The sequence below is a fragment of the Citrobacter sp. CRE-46 genome (assembly GCF_059615875.1).
The window spans coordinates 3971593-3989639 of the sequence record NZ_CM184341.1 but is presented as its reverse complement, the minus strand read 5'-3'; the positions used below and the strand labels follow the sequence as shown (position 1 = coordinate 3989639).

Annotated in this window: 16 protein-coding genes; 9 read left to right on the top strand and 7 right to left on the bottom strand. The window is 57.1% G+C overall.

The features are described 5' to 3' along the window. The first annotated feature begins 7 nt into the window (after positions 1 to 7). From mhpD to mmuM, 5 genes are all read left to right on the top strand, one after another. The gene (mhpD, locus tag AC534G_RS19540) at positions 8 to 817 is read left to right on the top strand and encodes a 2-keto-4-pentenoate hydratase (RefSeq protein ID WP_069323919.1); all 810 of its coding nucleotides are present in this window, start codon (positions 8 to 10) and stop codon (positions 815 to 817) included. Further along, the gene (gene mhpF, locus AC534G_RS19535; RefSeq protein WP_038638040.1) at positions 814 to 1764 is read left to right on the top strand and encodes an acetaldehyde dehydrogenase; all 951 of its coding nucleotides are present in this window, start codon (positions 814 to 816) and stop codon (positions 1762 to 1764) included. The genes mhpD and mhpF overlap by 4 nt, the downstream gene beginning before the upstream one ends. Continuing rightward, positions 1761 to 2774, top strand: a complete 1014-nt coding sequence (gene mhpE, locus AC534G_RS19530; protein ID WP_069323921.1) for a 4-hydroxy-2-oxovalerate aldolase — start codon at positions 1761 to 1763, stop codon at positions 2772 to 2774. Before mhpF ends, mhpE begins: the two co-directional genes overlap by 4 nt. A gap of 68 nt (positions 2775 to 2842) precedes the next feature. Continuing rightward, positions 2843 to 4054 carry a 3-(3-hydroxy-phenyl)propionate transporter MhpT gene (gene mhpT / locus AC534G_RS19525; RefSeq protein ID WP_038643046.1) on the top strand — a complete coding sequence of 404 codons (1212 nt, stop codon included), beginning with the start codon at positions 2843 to 2845 and terminating at the stop codon, positions 4052 to 4054. A 114-nt stretch (positions 4055 to 4168) separates the two neighbouring features. Next, positions 4169 to 5095: a homocysteine S-methyltransferase gene (gene mmuM / locus AC534G_RS19520; protein WP_110498656.1), complete on the top strand. Its 927-nt coding sequence runs from the start codon at positions 4169 to 4171 to the stop codon at positions 5093 to 5095. A gap of 114 nt (positions 5096 to 5209) precedes the next feature. Here mmuM and fbpC read toward each other — a convergent pair whose 3' ends face one another. From fbpC to AC534G_RS19490, 6 genes are all read right to left on the bottom strand, one after another. Then, complete coding sequence (gene fbpC, locus AC534G_RS19515) at positions 5210 to 6256, bottom strand: ferric ABC transporter ATP-binding protein (RefSeq protein WP_110498655.1); 1047 nt, start codon at positions 6254 to 6256, stop codon at positions 5210 to 5212. Positions 6257 to 6267: 11 nt separating this feature from the next. After that, on the bottom strand, positions 6268 to 8346 hold the full coding sequence (locus AC534G_RS19510) for an ABC transporter permease (protein WP_038638053.1): 2079 nt from the start codon (positions 8344 to 8346) through the stop codon (positions 6268 to 6270). A gap of 67 nt (positions 8347 to 8413) precedes the next feature. After that, the gene (locus AC534G_RS19505) at positions 8414 to 9445 is read right to left on the bottom strand and encodes an ABC transporter substrate-binding protein (RefSeq protein ID WP_038638056.1); all 1032 of its coding nucleotides are present in this window, start codon (positions 9443 to 9445) and stop codon (positions 8414 to 8416) included. Further along, positions 9442 to 10737 (bottom strand): MFS transporter family glucose-6-phosphate receptor UhpC, encoded by a 1296-nt coding sequence (gene uhpC, locus AC534G_RS19500; RefSeq protein ID WP_110498654.1) that lies wholly within the window; start codon positions 10735 to 10737, stop codon positions 9442 to 9444. The genes AC534G_RS19505 and uhpC overlap by 4 nt, the downstream gene beginning before the upstream one ends. Positions 10738 to 10822: 85 nt before the next feature. After that, positions 10823 to 12364, bottom strand: coding sequence for an MASE1 domain-containing sensor histidine kinase (locus tag AC534G_RS19495; RefSeq protein WP_110498653.1), 1542 nt, complete (start codon positions 12362 to 12364; stop codon positions 10823 to 10825). After that, positions 12364 to 12993: a response regulator transcription factor gene (locus AC534G_RS19490; protein ID WP_038638064.1), complete on the bottom strand. Its 630-nt coding sequence runs from the start codon at positions 12991 to 12993 to the stop codon at positions 12364 to 12366. The genes AC534G_RS19495 and AC534G_RS19490 overlap by 1 nt, the downstream gene beginning before the upstream one ends. A 344-nt stretch (positions 12994 to 13337) precedes the next feature. Here AC534G_RS19490 and tauA point away from each other — a divergent pair, with 344 nt between their 5' ends. The 4 genes from tauA to tauD are packed head-to-tail and all read left to right on the top strand — an operon-like array spanning position 13338 to position 16754. Continuing rightward, complete coding sequence (tauA, locus tag AC534G_RS19485) at positions 13338 to 14300, top strand: taurine ABC transporter substrate-binding protein (RefSeq protein ID WP_496594456.1); 963 nt, start codon at positions 13338 to 13340, stop codon at positions 14298 to 14300. 11 nt (positions 14301 to 14311) lie between these two features. Next, positions 14312 to 15079 (top strand): taurine ABC transporter ATP-binding subunit, encoded by a 768-nt coding sequence (gene tauB, locus AC534G_RS19480; protein WP_069323927.1) that lies wholly within the window; start codon positions 14312 to 14314, stop codon positions 15077 to 15079. Beyond that, complete coding sequence (tauC, locus tag AC534G_RS19475) at positions 15076 to 15906, top strand: taurine ABC transporter permease TauC (RefSeq protein ID WP_038638077.1); 831 nt, start codon at positions 15076 to 15078, stop codon at positions 15904 to 15906. The genes tauB and tauC overlap by 4 nt, the downstream gene beginning before the upstream one ends. After that, positions 15903 to 16754, top strand: coding sequence for a taurine dioxygenase (gene tauD / locus AC534G_RS19470; RefSeq protein ID WP_110498652.1), 852 nt, complete (start codon positions 15903 to 15905; stop codon positions 16752 to 16754). Before tauC ends, tauD begins: the two co-directional genes overlap by 4 nt. Positions 16755 to 16833: 79 nt before the next feature. Here tauD and hemB read toward each other — a convergent pair whose 3' ends face one another. Continuing rightward, positions 16834 to 17808: a porphobilinogen synthase gene (hemB, locus tag AC534G_RS19465; RefSeq protein ID WP_085047660.1), complete on the bottom strand. Its 975-nt coding sequence runs from the start codon at positions 17806 to 17808 to the stop codon at positions 16834 to 16836. Between the last annotated feature and the right edge of the window lie 239 nt (positions 17809 to 18047).

Here is an 18047-nt window from a genome sequence, read left to right as displayed (position 1 = left end):
AACGGACATGACGAATCTTAATCTTGAGCAGTTAGCCGCCGATTTACGCCTGGCAGAGGAAAAAGGAGAAGCTATCGCCCCGCTGCGTGAACTGATTGGCGTGGACAATGCCGAAGCGGCCTATGCCATTCAGCGCATCAACGTGCAGGACAACGTGGCGCGCGGGCGGCGCGTGGTTGGGCGCAAAGTGGGGCTGACGCACCCGAAAGTGCAACAGCAATTGGGGGTCGATCAGCCAGACTTCGGAACGCTGTTTGCCGACATGTGCTACGGCGATAACGACACCATTCCGTTTTCACGTGTACTGCAACCGCGTATTGAAGCGGAGATTGCGCTGGTGCTGAACCGCGATCTACCCAATGCCGACACCACTTTTGATGAGCTATATAACGCCATAGAGTGGGTGCTGCCCGCGCTCGAAGTGGTCGGCAGTCGTATCCGCGACTGGTCAATAAAGTTTGTTGATACCGTGGCGGATAATGCCTCCTGCGGCGTGTATGTGGTCGGCGGGCCGGCGCAGCGTCCGGCCGGGTTAGATCTGAAAAATTGCGCAATGAAAATGACGCGCAATAACGAAGAGGTCTCCAGCGGGCGCGGCAGCGAATGTCTGGGGCATCCGATCAACGCCGCCGTCTGGCTGGCGCGCAAAATGGCCAGCCTCGGCGAGCCGCTGCGTGCGGGGGACATCATTCTCACCGGGGCGTTAGGCCCGATGGTATCAGTGAATGCGGGCGATCGTTTTGAAGCCCATATCGACGGTATTGGTTCAGTTGCCGCCACTTTTTCAGCGGCGGTTACAAAAGGAAGTCAGTCATGAGTAAGCGTAAAGTCGCCATTATCGGCTCCGGCAACATCGGCACCGATTTGATGATTAAAATTCTGCGCCACGGTGTGCATCTGGAGATGGCGGTGATGGTCGGTATTGACCCGCAATCCGATGGTCTGGCGCGCGCCAGACGTATGGGCGTTGCCACCACCCATGAAGGGGTGACAGGGCTTATCGCCATGCCGGAATTTGCCGATATCGACATCGTGTTTGATGCCACCAGCGCGGGCGCACATGTGAAGAACGACGCCGCGCTGCGCGCCATTAAACCGGGGATCCGCCTGATCGACCTGACGCCCGCGGCGATCGGTCCATACTGCGTGCCGGTGGTGAATCTGGAGGCTAACGTTGATCAGCAGAACGTCAATATGGTGACTTGCGGCGGGCAGGCGACCATCCCGATGGTGGCGGCTGTCTCTCGCGTGGCAAAAGTCCATTACGCCGAAATTATTGCCTCGATCGCCAGTAAATCTGCGGGACCGGGCACTCGCGCCAATATTGATGAGTTCACCGAAACCACCTCAAAGGCGATTGAAGTGGTCGGCGGCGCCGAAAAAGGTAAAGCCATCATTGTGCTCAACCCGGCCGAACCGCCGCTGATGATGCGTGACACAGTGTATGTGCTAAGCGAAGCGGCCTCCGAGATTGAAGTTGAAGCGTCTATCAACGAGATGGCGGCGGCGGTACAGGCCTATGTGCCGGGTTATCGCCTGAAACAGCGCGTACAGTTTGAAGTTATCCCGCAGGATAAACCGGTGAATCTGCCGGGTATCGGCCAGTTTTCCGGGCTGAAAACCGCGGTATATCTGGAAGTGGAAGGCGCGGCGCACTATTTACCTGCCTATGCGGGCAACCTCGACATAATGACCTCCAGCGCGCTGGCGACCGCTGAGAAGATGGCGCAGTCACTCACCCGTCAGTCAGGAGAAGCAGCATGAACGGTAAAAAACTCTATATCTCTGACGTGACCCTGCGTGACGGTATGCACGCCATTCGTCACCAGTATTCGCTGGAAAACGTGCGCCAGATTGCGAAAGCGCTGGACGATGCGCGGGTCGATTCTATTGAAGTGGCGCATGGCGACGGTTTACAAGGTTCCAGCTTTAACTACGGCTTTGGCGCGCACAGCGATCTCGAGTGGATTGAAGCGGCGGCAGACGTGGTGCAGCACGCTAAGATCGCCACGCTGTTACTGCCGGGGATCGGTACGATTCACGACCTGAAAAATGCGTATCAGGCCGGGGCGCGGGTGGTACGCGTGGCGACCCACTGCACCGAAGCGGACGTGTCGGCCCAGCATATTCAGTATGCGCGCGAGCTGGGTATGGATACCGTCGGCTTTCTGATGATGAGCCACATGACCACGCCGGAAAATCTGGCGCAGCAGGCGAAGCTGATGGAAACCTACGGCGCGACTTGTATCTACGTGGTCGATTCCGGCGGGGCGATGAACATGAGTGATATTCGCGCCCGCTTCCGCGCCCTGAAAGCGGTACTGAAGCCGGAGACGGAAACCGGAATGCATGCGCACCACAATCTCAGTCTCGGTGTGGCGAACTCGATTGCTGCGGTGGAAGAGGGCTGCGATCGTATCGACGCCAGCCTGGCGGGGATGGGCGCAGGCGCGGGCAATGCGCCGCTGGAAGTGTTTATCGCTGCAGCGGATAAGCTCGGCTGGCAGCATGGCACCGATCTGTATGCGCTGATGGATGCTGCCGACGATCTGGTGCGTCCGCTGCAGGACCGCCCGGTGCGGGTGGATCGCGAAACGCTGGCGCTGGGCTATGCCGGGGTGTACTCCAGCTTCCTGCGTCATTGTGAAGTGGCGGCGGCGCGTTATGGCCTGAGCGCGGTTGATATTCTGGTTGAACTGGGCAAGCGCCGAATGGTGGGCGGCCAGGAAGATATGATCGTCGACGTGGCGCTGGATCTGCGCCACAGCAAATAAAAATGATTACGCGGCTGGCAACGTATCAGCCGCGATTCACCTGCATCGTGACCTCAGAGGTACATCTTATGACTACCCGTACCCCCGCATCCTGGCGCCTGACGTTGACCGTCGGGCTGTGTTTTTTAGTCGCCCTGATGGAAGGGCTGGATCTCCAGGCCGCCGGGATCGCTGCCGTCGGTATCGCTCAGGCGTTTGCGCTGGATAAAATGCAGATGGGCTGGATCTTCAGCGCCGGTATTCTCGGGCTGCTGCCCGGCGCGTTGGTGGGCGGTATGCTGGCCGATCGCTATGGCCGCAAGCGCATTCTCATTGCCTCCGTGGCGTTGTTCGGCCTGTTCTCGCTGGCGACGGCGATTTCCTGGGATTTCTCATCGCTGGTATTTGCCCGTCTGATGACCGGCGTCGGGCTGGGCGCGGCATTGCCGAATCTGATCGCGCTGACCTCCGAAGCGGCGGGGCCACGTTTTCGCGGCACGGCGGTGAGCCTGATGTACTGCGGCGTGCCGATTGGCGCGGCGTTAGCGGCGGCGCTTGGGTTTAGCGGTCTCGCCTCCGCCTGGCAAACGGTGTTCTGGGTTGGCGGGGTGATCCCGCTGCTGCTGGTTCCGCTGTTGATGCGCTGGTTGCCGGAATCGCAGGTTTATACCCAACAAACGCAGGTAGCTGCCGCGCCGTTGCGCGCCCTGTTTGCGCCAGCAGCAGCGAGCGCTACGCTGCTGCTGTGGCTGTGCTATTTCTTCACCCTGCTGGTGGTGTATATGCTGATCAACTGGCTGCCGATGCTGCTGGTGGAGCAGGGATTTCAACCCTCGCAGGCGGCAGGCGTGATGTTTGCTCTGCAAATCGGTGCAGCCAGCGGGACGTTAATTCTCGGGGCGTTGATGGACAAACTGCGTCCGGTGGTGATGTCGCTGCTGATCTACACCGGGATGTTGGCTTCGCTGCTGGCGCTGGGGACAGTATCGACATTCAGCGGCATGCTGATGGCGGGATTTGTGGCGGGGATGTTTGCCACTGGTGGGCAAAGCGTGCTGTATGCGCTGGCGCCGTTATTTTACAACACGCAGATCCGCGCCACAGGCGTGGGCACCGCCGTTGCTGTCGGACGTTTGGGCGCGATGAGCGGCCCGCTGCTGGCCGGGAAAATGTTAGCGCTGGGCACTGGAACGGTGGGCGTGATGGCGGCGTCTGCGCCGGGGATTTTGCTGGCGGGCCTGGCGGTATTTATCCTGATGAGCCGTAAATCGCAGATGTCGATTCCGGCTAACGGTGCTTAAGCGATCGTCTGATGCAGAGTTGACGCATCGCCATAATTGCGGGTGAGCGCGGAGCCTTGCGGGTATGGCTGTGATAGTGTGAGGGCTTATTTCCGTCAAAACAGGAGCCAGAACATGTCGCAGAATAATCCGTTAAGCGCCATCCTCGACAAACAGGATTTCCTGTTACTGGATGGTGCGATGGCGACGGAGCTGGAAGCGCGCGGTTGTGATTTAGCAGACAGCCTGTGGTCAGCCAAAGTGCTGGTCGAAAATCCGCAGCTTATCCGCGAAGTGCATCTTGATTATTTCCGGGCGGGGGCGCAATGCGCGATCACCGCCAGCTATCAGGCCACGCCGGCAGGTTTTGCCGCGCGCGGCCTGAATGAAGCGCAGTCGAAAGCGCTGATTGGCAAAAGCGTGGAGCTGGCGCGTAAAGCGCGTGAAGCCTGGCTGGCTGAGAACCCGCAGGCGGGTACGCTGCTGGTGGCAGGCTCCGTCGGGCCTTATGGCGCGTATCTGGCGGATGGATCAGAGTATCGTGGCGATTACCAACGTAGCGCTGAAGAATTTCAGGCGTTTCACCGTCCGCGCGTGGAAGCGTTGCTGGATGCCGGGGCCGATCTGCTGGCCTGTGAAACCCTGCCGAATTTTACCGAGATTGGCGCGCTGGCTGAGCTGTTGACCGCGTATCCGCGTGCCAGGGCGTGGTTCTCGTTTACTCTGCGCGACAGCGAGCACCTGAGCGACGGTACGCCGCTGCGTGACGTGGTGGCGTTGCTGGCGGGTTATCCGCAGGTGGTGGCGTTAGGCATCAACTGTATTGCGCTGGAAAAGACCACCGCCGCATTGCAGCATCTGCACGGCTTAACGGCGCTGCCGCTGGTAGTGTATCCAAACTCAGGCGAGCATTATGATGCGGCAAACAAAACCTGGCATCATCACAGTGAGCATTGTGCGCAGTTGGCGGATTATTTGCCGCAGTGGCAGGCCGCTGGCGCACGGTTGATCGGCGGGTGCTGTCGCACCACGCCGAAAGATATTGCCGCGCTAAAAGCGTGAAGCTGAGAATTTATCAGGCCTACATCGTTCACTGTAGGCCTGATAAGCGCAGCGCATCAGGCATTGCCGGATGGCGGCACAAGCGCCTGATCCGACCTACAAAGCAACAAAACCTTATGCCGCATCTGCCAGCACAAACATGCCGTACGGGTGGATTTCGAGGTAATACTGCTCGCCGACGTCCGGCTGCAGGCGCGTGGCGTTGACCTGTAACAAGATCTCCTGTCCATGCCACTCCACCGTGACTTCATACTGAGGGCCCATATAGGCGACATGGCGGATCGCGCAGCGCTGGCTCTCCTCGCCGCGATCGCTGAGCGTGATCGCTTCCGGGCGCACGCCGACCATCCCTTCTCCGTGATCGTTAAAGTGCGGCGGTCGCGGCAAACGATAGCCGTAGATATCAACGTATCCTGCGCTAAAGGTGGCCGGAAACAGGTTGGCATCGCCCATGAAACTCGCCATAAAACGTGAGGCAGGCTGACGATAGAGCTCCTGTGGCGAACCGATCTGCATGATGTGTCCTTTATTCATCACCAGTACGGTATCGGAAACCGCAAAGGCTTCGCTCTGATCGTGGGTAACGTACAGCGAGGTGATATCAAACTGCTTTTGAAGCTCGCGGATCTTGTCGCGCATACTGCGACGCAGGTTGGCGTCCAGGTTGCTCAGCGGCTCATCAAACAGCAGCACCTTCGGTTTGAGGATCAACGCGCGGGCCAGTGCCACGCGCTGCTGCTGACCGCCGGAGATCTGATCGACATAGCGCTCTTCGAACCCCTCCAGATCGACCATCGCCAGCGCGTCTTTCACCCGTGCCTTCACTTCGCTGCGCGACACGCCAAGCATCTTCAGGCCATAGCCGACGTTCTCTCCCAGCGACATGTGCGGAAACAGAGCATACGACTGAAACACCATGCAGATGTCGCGTTGCTGAATGGAACGATGGGTGACGTCTTCGCCATCAATAAAAATCTGGCCTTCACTCGGTTTTTCCAGCCCGGCGACAAGGCGCAAAATGGTGGTTTTGCCACAGCCGGAGGGGCCGAGCAGCGTCACCATTTGCCCCTGCGGAATGGTGAGGTTGATGTTGTCGATAACCGTGTTGCTGCCAAATCGTTTAGTGACGTTGCGCAGTTCAACGAAATTTTTCTGAGTCATAGTGCGCTCCATTACGCCTGGTTTTTAGCTTTTGAACGGGAGGTACGTGATTCGCCGATCAGCCAGTCAAAGATGAAAATAATCGCCAGCATCACCACGATCAGAATCGAACCGTAGGCAATCGCCACCCCGTACTCGCCGTCTTCCACGCGGTTGAGGATGTAGGCCGTCGCCACGCGGGTATCCGGCGTCACAAGGAACACAATGGCGCTGACGGTGGTAATGGCGCGCACAAAGCTGTAGATCAGCGCCGAGAGGATCGCTGGGCGCAGCAGCGGCAGCAGGATATGCGTAATGGTCCGCAGGGAACCGGCACGCAGGCTAAGCGAGGCTTCATCCAGCGATTTATCGATTTGGCCTAAGCCCGCGATGCCCGCCCGAATTCCGACCGGCACGTTACGCATCACCATTGAGATAATCACGATGGCGGCGGTGCCGGTGAGGTACACCGGGGCGCTGTTAAAGGCCAGAATGTACGACACGCCCGCTACGGTGCCAGGAACGGCAAAGCACAGCATGGTGGTGAACTCGATGGTTTTTTTACCTTTAAACTGCTGGCGCACCACAATCCACGCGATCAGCAGACCAAAGATCGCGGTGATCGGCGCGGCAATCCCGGCGTAGAGCAGAGTGTCGAGCAGTGAAGGCCACGCGCCGTCGCTCATCCCCTGACCGAACAGTTTGGTAAAGTTCGCCAGCGTCAGGGTGTAGTCCACGCCCCAGTTAACGGTGAAACTGCCGTAGAAAATGCTGCCGTAGAGCAGGGCGTTAAAGGCAATCCACACCGCCAGCAGCGCAACCACGCTCCACACCAGCGTCACTGGCAGCGGCTGGACGTCGCCCCGGTAGGATTTACCGGAGACCGTCACGTAGGAGCGCTTGCCGATCCACATGTACTGCACACAGAATACCAGCAGCGAGAACAGCAGCAGGAACGCGCCCAGCGTACTGGCGGCCTGATAATCGAGCTGCGAGCCGGTGATATAGAAGTAAATTTGCGTTGCCAGCACGTCGAAGTTACCGCCGAGCACCAGCGGGTTACTGAAGTCGGCCAGCGACTGTACCACCACAATTAAAAAGGCGTTCGCCAGCGCCGGTTTCAGTAGCGGGACAAACACGCCGTTAAAGGTCTGCCAGCGGCTGGCACGCAGGGTGTATGACGCTTCTTCCAGCGACGGATGAATGGTCTTGATCGCCCCGTCGAGGATCATAAACGCCATCGGCGTAAAGGCCAGCACCTGCGCCAGCCAGATGCCGGTAAAACCGTACAGCCAGTTGGTGTTGGTTAAGCCGAACCAGTCGACCATAAATTCGGTGATGTAACCAGAGCGACCCATCATCAGCGTAACGCCTAAACCGACGACAAACGGCGGGGTAACGATCGGCAGAATCGAGAAGATACGTCCGATGATGGCGCTACGTCTGGCGATACGGGTCGTGTAGATAGCCAGCACCAGGCCAAAGAAGGTACAGCCGACGCCGACGGCAATCGACAGCATAATCGAGTTGAGGATCACCTGAATGATATGCGCCTGCGACAGCACATTCATAAACGCCAGTGGCGCAAATTCCCCGGCGTCGTTGGTGAACATCGGAATGAAAATAGCGATGCTCGGCCAGACGATAAAAATACCGATCAGCGCGACAATCGCGGTCAGCGAGCCGATGACAAAACGGTCGCCGCCCAGCCATTCAAGACGGGTAAGCGCCAGGGTCATAATTGCGCCCAGCGCCACAAACAGCACGATGGTGGCATAGCCTAAGCCGCGACCTTCAAGCGTGGCGCTGGCGACGATAAAGGCCATGCAGAAGAATGCCCAGCCTGCGTCAAGATAATGGCGGCCGCGCTGTTCGCGTCTGGCTTCATGGAACGGGCGTACCAGCAGCAGGCTCGGTAGCAGATACCATAACCAACTGATATTGAATTGTGACCAGCCGTAGGCGGCGAGAATTTCTTCGCCCGTCGACTCCAGCAGACCGTAGTCCAGGCTCCAGCTTGGCAGCAGGGCAAACGCCAGCCAGCCGAGCAAAACCCAAAGAAATATCGCATCCCGTTTTTTCACGGGATGGAGTGCAAGTGTGTGTGACATAGCGGTTCCGGTATTTCAGGCCGGGCGGGCGCTTACGCCGCACCCGGCAAATGAACGCAACGTGGGCTTATTTACCCATCTTTACTTCGCTAACCCACTTATTGATCAGGGCTTTACGTACGTCGGTCGAGCCGTACTTATCCATGTCGTAGTTGATAAGCTTCAGGTCGTCGAGCTTCAGCGAGTTCGGCGAGGTCTCGGCGGTGGTGTTGGTCAGGATCTGATAGGATTTACCTTTCTTCCATGCCAACTCCTGGGCGTCTTTCGACAGCACCCAGTCAACGAACAGTTTGGCGTTGTCGAGGTTACGCGCGCCTTTCAGGATGCTGACGCCGCCAATTTCATAGCCGGTGCCTTCGCACGGGGAGATCAGCTCCAGCGGGGCGCCCTGTTCTTTTTCCAGCGAGTAGTCATGCAGGAAGCCAATGCCGATCGCCGTTTCGCCACGGGCGGCATTACGCGCCGGAGCAATGCCGGATTTGGTGTACTGGGAGACGTTGGCGTTGAGCTGTTTCAGGTAATCAAAAGCCTGATCCTCACCCCAAAGCTGGGCGAAGGTCGCCAGCGCGGTGTAGGCGGTGCCTGAACTCTGTGGGTCAGCAATCTGGATTTCCCCTTTGTATTCTGGTTTGGTCAGATCCTTCCAGCATTTCGGTACCGGCAGGTTTTTCTCTTTCAGGCGTTGAGTATTAACGCCAAAGCCCAGAATACCGACATACACCGCCGAGGAGAGGTTACCCTTTACTTTTGCGGGATCGCGGAACTTCTCCATGATCTGCGCGAGGTTAGGTGATTTGTACGGCTGCAGCAGGCCCATTTCGCCGGCCTGGGATTGTGGATCCAGCGTACCGCCGTACCACACATCCGCCTGCGGGTTTTTCTTCTCGGCATCGACCTTCGCCAGCGTGCTGCCGGAGCCGTTACGAATAAATGAGGTTTTCACATCATATTTGTCGCCGAAGGCTTTGGTTTCGGTTTCGCACATCTCGTTGGTGGCGCTGCAATACACCACCAGACGTCCTTGAGCTTGTGTCGCACTGCTGAAGGCCGCCAGCGTCAGAGCGGAGGCAATCAGGGTAGAGGTAAGCGTCAGTTTCATTGTTTTATCCTTTGACTGAGAGAAGGGGTAATGCCCGCAATGAGCAATGGCATCAGCAATAAACCCATAAAAACAGCGGCAACCGAGAGCAAACTGAACATTCCCGACCAGCCGTAGTGTTCTATGACCAGCGACAGCGGCCAACCCGCCAGCGCGGCCCCCAGATAGGCGAACAGCCCGAGAAAACCGGTGATTGAACCTGCCGCCGCTTTGTGTCCGCATTCGACAGCAGCCAGACCAATCAACATCTGCGGGCCAAACACAAAAAAGCCCACGGTAAAGAAACAGACTGCCAGCAGCGCATAGTGGTGCACCGGGGCCAGCCACAGGGCGGCGACGGAGACCATCAGCCCCAGCGTGAACAGCAATATCATCGGCGCGCGCTGACCGCTGAACAGCAGATCCGATCCCCATCCGGCAAATAGCGCGCCGAGCAAGCCGCCGACTTCAAACAACATCACCGTGGCATTGGCGCTGAGTAGATTCACGCCGTGGCTTTCCGTCAGCCAGATGTTGCCCCAGTCGTTGAGCGCAATGCGGATCAAATAGACCAGTACATACGACACGCCAAGCAGCCAGATCATCGGATTTTTCAGCATGGTGGTGCGTAACATTTGCCACAGCCCCATCGGCGGGCTCTGCTGCTCCTGACGTAGCTCCAGCGGATCGTGCCGCCACTCTCCAACTGTCGGTAATCCCTCTTCCAGGGGCGTGCCTTTCAGTTGCAGGGTGAGCCAGATACCTAACGCCATGCTGATTATCCCTGGTGCCAGCATCGCTGCCTGCCAGCCCCACCAGAGGGCGGCAAAGGCGCTAATCAGCGGGATGATGGCCCCGCCGATGTTGATCGACATATTCCAGCAACCCCACCAGAAGCCGCGTTCGTTGCGCGAGTACCAGTGGGTCAGCAGGCGGGCGCAGGGCGGCCAGCCCCAGCCCTGGAAAAATCCGTTCAACGTCCAGACCGCCAGCAGCAGCGTCAGCGATTCACCAAAGGCGAACACCACGTTCAAAACACCAGTGGCGAACAGGCCGATTCCCATGAACGCGCGCTGCCCATGGCTGTCGTGCCACAATCCGGCGGCGAATTTCGACAGGCCGTAGGTCAGATAAAACAGCGAGCCCAGCAGACCGATATCGCCTTTATCCAGCCCCAGATCCGTTTGCAGCGCCGGGAGTACATAGTTGACGCTTTTGCGCGTCAGATAAAACGCGGCGTAGCCAATCACCATACACATCAGCAATTGTGGACGTAGCGTCCGGTATTGTTGGTCTGTTTCGCGTGCGTGCATGGCGGTCTCCGTTTGTGCTGACTATAGGAAAGTGAAAGCAAAAGGGGATGAGAGAAAGTCCGCAGTGACTAAGACTTTTTCCTGGTTAGCGGCTGGTTTGTTGCAAATTTGTGGGCAGGTTAACAATTACCCGCGTGCCGTGGTTCGATTCCAGCGTGAGTTCGCCACCGAGGGCGCTTACCCGCTCACGCATGCCCTGGATACCGAAACCGGGGATTTTTTCCGGGAGGATACCCACGCCGTTGTCATCGACTTCCAGTGACAGACGGTGTTCCCGCTGGCGTAGCGTAATCGATACCTCGCTGGCATCGGCATGCTTACAGATGTTATTGAGCAGTTCCTGCATCAGGCGATACAGCGTGAAGCGCACCGTTTCATTTTCTGGCGTATTTTCCAGATGGTAATTAAATCGGCAGTGGATGCCCCGCTCGGCAAAGGCAAATTCATTCACCAGATGATACAGCGCATCTTTGAAAGACAGTTCATCAAGCGCGGGCGGGCGCAACTGGCGCAGAAGCTGGCGGGTGGAGTGGTGAATGCGCCGGGCAAGATCGTTGATCTGATTCGCCGCCTCAAGCGTTTGCTCGCGACCCGGCGCGCGTTTGACCAGTTGCGTCTGAATCTGGATGGCGGTGATGTTCTGGCCTATTTCGTCATGCAGTTCACGCGCTAAACTTTTTCGCGTGTCTTCCTCGGTACGAATCAGCTGTTCGGTCAGCGCACGGCGTGCCGCCAGTTCGGCTTCCAGACGCTGGCGATAATGGTGCAAGTTTTGCGCCAGATGCTGCTGGCGGCTGATGGCGATGCCAAGACCAATACCCAGCAACGCCTGCGTCGCGAGAAAAATCTCCAGTTCAAGAAGATTACTGAACCCCACGCCTATCTGCCGGGCGATGGTGATCATCATGCTGCCGAGCAATCCAGACAACACGCCGCCCTGCCAGCCGAATTTCCATGCCATCACCACGTTTGGTAAAAACACCACGATCAGCAGCAGGCGCTCGATATCCGGCGACAGTACCATCTGCGTGCCAATGCCAATAATAAAAAACAGGCTGCACCAGATGATAAGCGAGGTGCGCAGCGGGGGATTGGTGGTATCCAACCCGAGCAAATGATAACGGTGCTGCTGGCGCAGAAATTCATAGATCAGATAGACAAACGGCGTCAGCAGCACGCCGCCGGTAAACGACGCCAGGCCAATTAACGTTGCCGGGCTTGCGATAAACGGTGACAGCAGGGCGGTATTAAGCAATGAGGTAATTGTTACCGCGGCCAGCAGCAGCGTTAAGCGCTGCCAGTACAGGGGGAAGCGGTGCCAGTATGACTGACCGATGCTTGCCGGAAGAAGGCTAATTAATGGGGCTACCAGCAAAATATAGCCATTCAATAATTGCTCGCTGTGCAGCCAGAACAGCATCAGTACCGGCGGCAGCACCAGCGCGGGCCAGTAGCGGCGAGAAAGCAGAATCAACAGTGCAAGATAGACCCCGTGTGGCAGGAATAATGCCGCCTGCTGACCGTTGTGGGTCAGGTAAAACCCCAGCGTCCACAGCATCAACCAGCCCGATCCCCAGGCCAGCAGAATAAACAGGGAGATTACCCAATGACGAAGGTTACGCGACATTAATGCCCCGTCAGTAGCTGGTGGTCGAGGGCAAAATGCACCAACTCGATAGTGCTGTGGCATTGCAATTTGCCCAGCACGTTCGCGCGGTGGACGTGAACCGTTTTGTGGCTGAGATCGAGCTTAAAGGCAATCTCTTTCACGCTGTCGCCTTTGACCAATAGATCAAACACTTCGCGCTCGCGCGGGGTCAGTACCTCCAGGACCTGCGCGGGCTGCTCGCCGCCGCGTAACGCCCGCAGCGCATCGGCGCACAGATAATGCCCGCCCATACCCACCGACCGTACCGCTTGCACCAGTTCTTCGGGTCCGCAGCGTTTGGTCAGATAGCCGCTGGCGCCAGCATCCAGTGCACTTTGTACAAACGTCGGCGAGTCATAAATGCTGAGAATAATGGCGCGAAAACCGGGCTTCTGCGCCCGCAGTCGTTTTAGCAGGCTCAGGCCATTTTCATCCGGCATGGCGATGTCCATCACCGCGACGTTGACGTCATCATGCAGTAATGCAGGCCAGGCCTCCGCCGCGCTACTGAACTGACCGGTGACGTTGAGATCGTCTTCGAGACTGAGTAATTGCGCAAAGCCGGAACGCACCACCACATGGTCATCCACCAGCACAACATGAATCATGATATTGCTCTCTTGCCTGACAATAGCGTCTATGATGCCTGCCAGCGCAGCGCTGGCAATCATCCAGGCGCAGTTATGTAACGAATGTAACAAAATCGCAATACACTTCATCCTTCAAGCTGCCTCTTTGTTGGCTGCACTCAGAAACCCCAGTCACATAGTTATCTATGCTCCTGGGGATTTCTTCCCTTGCCGCCTCGACGCATCTTGAATGATTTTGTGTATAAGCATTGCCGGTTTTTTTCTAAAAACGCTTTGTTCTTAGCCAGAATTTTTAATTCCTTTATCAAAGTGGGCCGCAACGAAATACTGCCTCCTATAACAAGACAGGGGAGCAGACAATCATGGCTAATTCATCGCGTAACGCACTTCTTGCCGCACTGGCATTCATCGCATTTCAGGCGCAGGCGGTGAACGTCACCGTCGCGTATCAAACTTCCGCCGAACCCGCCAAAGTGGCGCAGGCGGATAACACCTTTGCTAAAGAGAGCGGAGCCACCGTTGACTGGCGCAAGTTTGACAGCGGCGCGAGTATTGTCCGCGCGTTGGCATCCGGCGACGTACAGATCGGTAACCTCGGCTCCAGCCCGCTGGCGGTAGCGGCCAGTCAGCAGGTGCCGATTGAGGTTTTCCTGCTGGCATCAAAGCTCGGCAATTCTGAAGCGCTGGTGGTGAAGAAAAACATCAGTAAACCGGAAGATTTGATTGGTAAGCGCATTGCCGTGCCGTTTATCTCCACCACCCACTACAGCCTGCTGGCAGCGCTGAAACATTGGGGGATTAAACCCGGCCAGGTAGAGATTGTGAACCTTCAGCCACCGGCGATTATTGCCGCCTGGCAGCGCGGAGATATTGACGGCGCGTACGTCTGGGCACCTGCAGTCAATGCGCTGGAAAAAGACGGCAAGGTACTGACTGACTCGGAAAAAGTCGGTGAATGGGGGGCGCCAACGCTGGACGTGTGGGTGGTACGCAAAGATTTTGCCGAGAAATACCCTGAGGTAGTGAAAGCATTTGCGAAAAGCGCCATCGATGCGCAGCAGCCCTATATCGCCAACCCGGATGCCTGGCTCAAACAACCGGAGAATATCAGCAAGTCGGCGCGCTTAAGCGGTGTGCCAGAGGCGGATGTGCCGGGGCTGGTGAAAGGTAACACCTATCTGACTCCGCAGCAGCAAACCGCCGAGCTTACCGGACCGGTAAATAAAGCGATTATCGACACCGCGCAGTTCCTTAAAGAGCAGGGCAAAGTGCCCGCCGTAGCGACGGATTATAGCCAGTACGTGACCGATCGTTTCGTGCAATAAAGGGGACGCTGATGCTGCAAATCTCTCATCTTAATGCCAGTTACGGCGGCAAACCGGTGCTTGAGGATATCAACCTGACGCTCGATAGCGGTGAACTGCTGGTGGTGCTGGGACCTTCCGGTTGTGGGAAAACCACATTGTTAAATCTGATTGCCGGATTTGTACCGTATCAACACGGCAGCATTATGCTGGCGGGCAGTAAGGTCGAAGGACCTGGCGCAGAACGTGGAGTGGTGTTTCAGAATGAAGGTCTGTTGCCCTGGCGCAACGTACAGGACAACGTCACCTTCGGTCTGCAACTGACGGGCATGGAGAAGCCGCAGCGTCAGCGTATTGCTCAGGAAATGTTGCAGAAAGTGGGGCTGGAGGGCGCGGAAAAACGCTTTATCTGGCAGCTTTCCGGTGGGCAACGTCAGCGTGTCGGCATTGCGCGGGCGCTGGCGGCCAACCCGCAGCTGTTGCTACTCGATGAGCCGTTTGGCGCGCTCGACGCCTTTACCCGCGAGCAGATGCAAACCCTGCTGCTGAAACTTTGGCATGAAACGGGGAAACAGGTGCTGTTGATTACCCATGATATCGAAGAAGCGGTGTTTATGGCCACGGAACTGGTATTGCTGTCGCCAGGCCCTGGCCGGGTGCTGGAACGATTGCCGCTTAATTTCGCCCGGCGTTTTGTGGCCGGAGAGGCGAGTCGCAGCATTAAGTCCGATCCGCAGTTTATCGCCATGCGCGAGTATGTGTTAAGTCGTGTCTTTGAACAACGGGAGGCCTTCTCATGAGCGTGGTGATTAATGACAAACCCCGCCGCCCGCGGGCGCTGAACTGGCGCTGGCCGTTCTCGCGCCAGATGACTTTAAGCCTCGGTACGCTGGCCGTCATTTTGGCGCTGTGGTGGACGGTGGCGGCGCTGCAGTTAATCAGCCCGTTGTTTCTGCCGCCGCCGGGCCAGGTTTTGCAAAAACTCATCAGTATTGCCGGGCCGCAGGGGTTTATGGATGCCACGCTGTGGCAGCATCTGGCGGCCAGTTTGACGCGTATTGTTATCGCGCTGCTGGCGGCGGTGGTGTTGGGGATTCCGGTCGGCATCGCCATGGGGCTGAGTCCGACGATTCGCGGCATTCTCGATCCAATCATTGAATTGTATCGTCCGGTTCCGCCATTGGCTTATTTGCCGCTGATGGTTATCTGGTTTGGTATTGGTGAAACCTCCAAGATCCTGCTGATTTACCTGGCGATTTTCGCCCCTGTGGCGATGTCGGCGCTGGCGGGCGTAAAAAGTGCGCAGCAGGTGAGAATCCGGGCCGCGCAGTCGCTGGGGGCCAGCCGTGCGCAGGTGCTGTGGTTTGTGATTTTACCAGGTGCCTTGCCGGAGATTTTGACCGGACTGCGCATTGGACTGGGCGTGGGGTGGTCGACCCTGGTGGCGGCGGAGCTGATTGCCGCGACGCGAGGTTTAGGATTTATGGTGCAATCAGCCGGTGAGTTTCTGGCAACAGATGTTGTGCTGGCGGGGATCGCGGTAATTGCCGTTATCGCGTTTATTTTAGAGCTGGGTCTGCGCGCGCTTCAGCGCCGTCTGACACCCTGGCATGGAGAAGTACAATGAGTGAACGTCTGAGCATTACCCCGCTGGGGCCATACATTGGCGCACAAATTACCGGCGCGGATTTAACGCGCCCATTAAGCGATAACCAGTTTGAACAGCTTTATCATGCTGTATTGCGCCATCAGGTGGTGTTCCTGCGCGAGCAGGTGATTACGCCACAGCAGCAGCGCGCGCTGGCGCTACGTTTTGGCGACCTGCATATTCACCCGGTCTACCCACATGCCGAAGGGGTGGACGAAATAATCGTGCTGGATACCCACAACGATAATCCGCCCGATAACGACAACTGGCACACTGATGTGACGTTTATCGACACGCCGCCCGCCGGAGCGATTCTGGCGGCGAAAGAGCTGCCATCGACAGGCGGAGACACCCTGTGGACCAGCGGGATTGCTGCTTATGATGCTCTTTCCCAGCCGTTTCGCCAGCTGCTGAGCGGCCTGCGGGCAGAGCATGATTTTCGTAAATCATTTCAGGAATATAAATATCGCCAGACGCCAGAGGAGCATCGGCGCTGGCTGGAGGCGGTCGCCAAACATCCACCGTTATTGCATCCGGTGGTGCGTACCCATCCTGTGAGTGGCAAGCAAGCGCTGTTTGTGAATGAAGGGTTTACCACGCGAATTGTTGATGTGACGGAAAAAGAGAGCGAGGCGCTGCTGGGCTTTTTGTTCGCGCATATCACCAAACCGGAGTTCCAGGTGCGCTGGCGCTGGCAGCCTAACGATGTGGCGATTTGGGATAATCGCGTGACGCAGCACTATGCCAACGCGGATTATCTGCCGCAGCGGCGCATTATGCACCGGGCGACAATTCTTGGAGACAAGCCGTTTTATCGGGCCGGGTGAATAACCGCTGGCGCTTCGCTGACCGGACCTGGCGATAACAGGCCGGATAAGGCGAAGCCGCCATCCGGCACAAGGTCAATTAACGCAGGATTTTTTTCTCAGCCAGATCCAGCGCAAAGTAGCTGAAGATCAGATCCGCGCCCGCGCGTTTGATCGAACCTAAGCTTTCCAGCACCACTTTCTCTTCATCGATAGCACCCGCCATCGCCGCGAACTTGATCATCGCGTATTCACCGCTGACCTGATAAGCGCCAATTGGCAATTCGGTGCGTTCGCGGATATCACGCAGAATATCGAGGTACGCGCCGGCCGGTTTCACCATCAGGCAGTCTGCACCCTGGGCTTCATCCAGCAGTGATTCGCGAATCGCCTCGCGGCGGTTCATCGGGTTCATCTGATAGGTTTTACGATCGCCCTTCAGCGCTGTACCTGCTGCTTCACGGAACGGGCCATAGAAAGAAGAGGCAAACTTAGTGGAGTAGGACATGATCGCGGTATCGGTGAAGCCCGCGGCATCCAGCGCCTGGCGAATCGCCTGCACCTGACCGTCCATTGCGGCGGAAGGGGCGATGAAATCTGCACCCGCAGCGGCAGCAACGACTGCCTGTTTGCCGAGGTTGGCAAGGGTTAAATCATTATCGACGCCGTGATCGCACAACACGCCGCAGTGACCATGCGAGGTGTACTCACAGAAGCAGGTGTCGGACATGACGATCATTTCCGGTACGGTCTGCTTACAGATACGCGACATGCGCGCCACCAGACCATCTTCTTTCCAGGCATCGCTGCCGGTGTCGTCGGTGTGGTGGGAAATGCCGAAGGTCATAACCGAACGGATACCTGCATTGGCAATGCGTTCAATTTCGCGCGCCAGGTGTTTCTCTGGAATGCGCATCACGCCCGGCATGGCGTCGATGGCTTTGTAATCGTCGAGTTCTTCTTCAACAAAGATCGGCAACACCAGGTCATTTAAGCTGAGTGTTGTCTCTTCAAACATAGCGCGTAGCGCAGGAGATTTGCGCAGGCGGCGAGGGCGATGGATTAGGTCTGTCATGGTATGCCTGATGTTTGTGGAATCGAAGGTCGCAGTATACCTGAACCTGAGGGCGGGTGGTTTACGAAAGTTGGCGTTATGCGAGTGAGGTTCCACTCTTAATAACCTCTTTTACATATATACTATTTATATTTTTGCGATGTTAATTATTTTAGATATCGATTGGTTTTAATCCTGGTTCAGCTTTGTTTAATGTTTAATTAAGTTGCGAGGGGGTGGTGGTATTTATTGCTTGCGTT

Coding starts and splice junctions, on each gene's coding strand:
- mhpD (WP_069323919.1), top strand. CDS start 8: ATGACGAATCTTAATCTTGAGCAGTTAGCCGCCGATTTACGCCTGGCA.
- mhpF (WP_038638040.1), top strand. CDS start 814: ATGAGTAAGCGTAAAGTCGCCATTATCGGCTCCGGCAACATCGGCACC.
- mhpE (WP_069323921.1), top strand. CDS start 1,761: ATGAACGGTAAAAAACTCTATATCTCTGACGTGACCCTGCGTGACGGT.
- mhpT (WP_038643046.1), top strand. CDS start 2,843: ATGACTACCCGTACCCCCGCATCCTGGCGCCTGACGTTGACCGTCGGG.
- mmuM (WP_110498656.1), top strand. CDS start 4,169: ATGTCGCAGAATAATCCGTTAAGCGCCATCCTCGACAAACAGGATTTC.
- fbpC (WP_110498655.1), bottom strand. CDS start 6,256: ATGACTCAGAAAAATTTCGTTGAACTGCGCAACGTCACTAAACGATTT.
- AC534G_RS19510 (WP_038638053.1), bottom strand. CDS start 8,346: ATGTCACACACACTTGCACTCCATCCCGTGAAAAAACGGGATGCGATA.
- AC534G_RS19505 (WP_038638056.1), bottom strand. CDS start 9,445: ATGAAACTGACGCTTACCTCTACCCTGATTGCCTCCGCTCTGACGCTG.
- uhpC (WP_110498654.1), bottom strand. CDS start 10,737: ATGCACGCACGCGAAACAGACCAACAATACCGGACGCTACGTCCACAA.
- AC534G_RS19495 (WP_110498653.1), bottom strand. CDS start 12,364: ATGTCGCGTAACCTTCGTCATTGGGTAATCTCCCTGTTTATTCTGCTG.
- AC534G_RS19490 (WP_038638064.1), bottom strand. CDS start 12,993: ATGATTCATGTTGTGCTGGTGGATGACCATGTGGTGGTGCGTTCCGGC.
- tauA (WP_496594456.1), top strand. CDS start 13,338: ATGGCTAATTCATCGCGTAACGCACTTCTTGCCGCACTGGCATTCATC.
- tauB (WP_069323927.1), top strand. CDS start 14,312: ATGCTGCAAATCTCTCATCTTAATGCCAGTTACGGCGGCAAACCGGTG.
- tauC (WP_038638077.1), top strand. CDS start 15,076: ATGAGCGTGGTGATTAATGACAAACCCCGCCGCCCGCGGGCGCTGAAC.
- tauD (WP_110498652.1), top strand. CDS start 15,903: ATGAGTGAACGTCTGAGCATTACCCCGCTGGGGCCATACATTGGCGCA.
- hemB (WP_085047660.1), bottom strand. CDS start 17,808: ATGACAGACCTAATCCATCGCCCTCGCCGCCTGCGCAAATCTCCTGCG.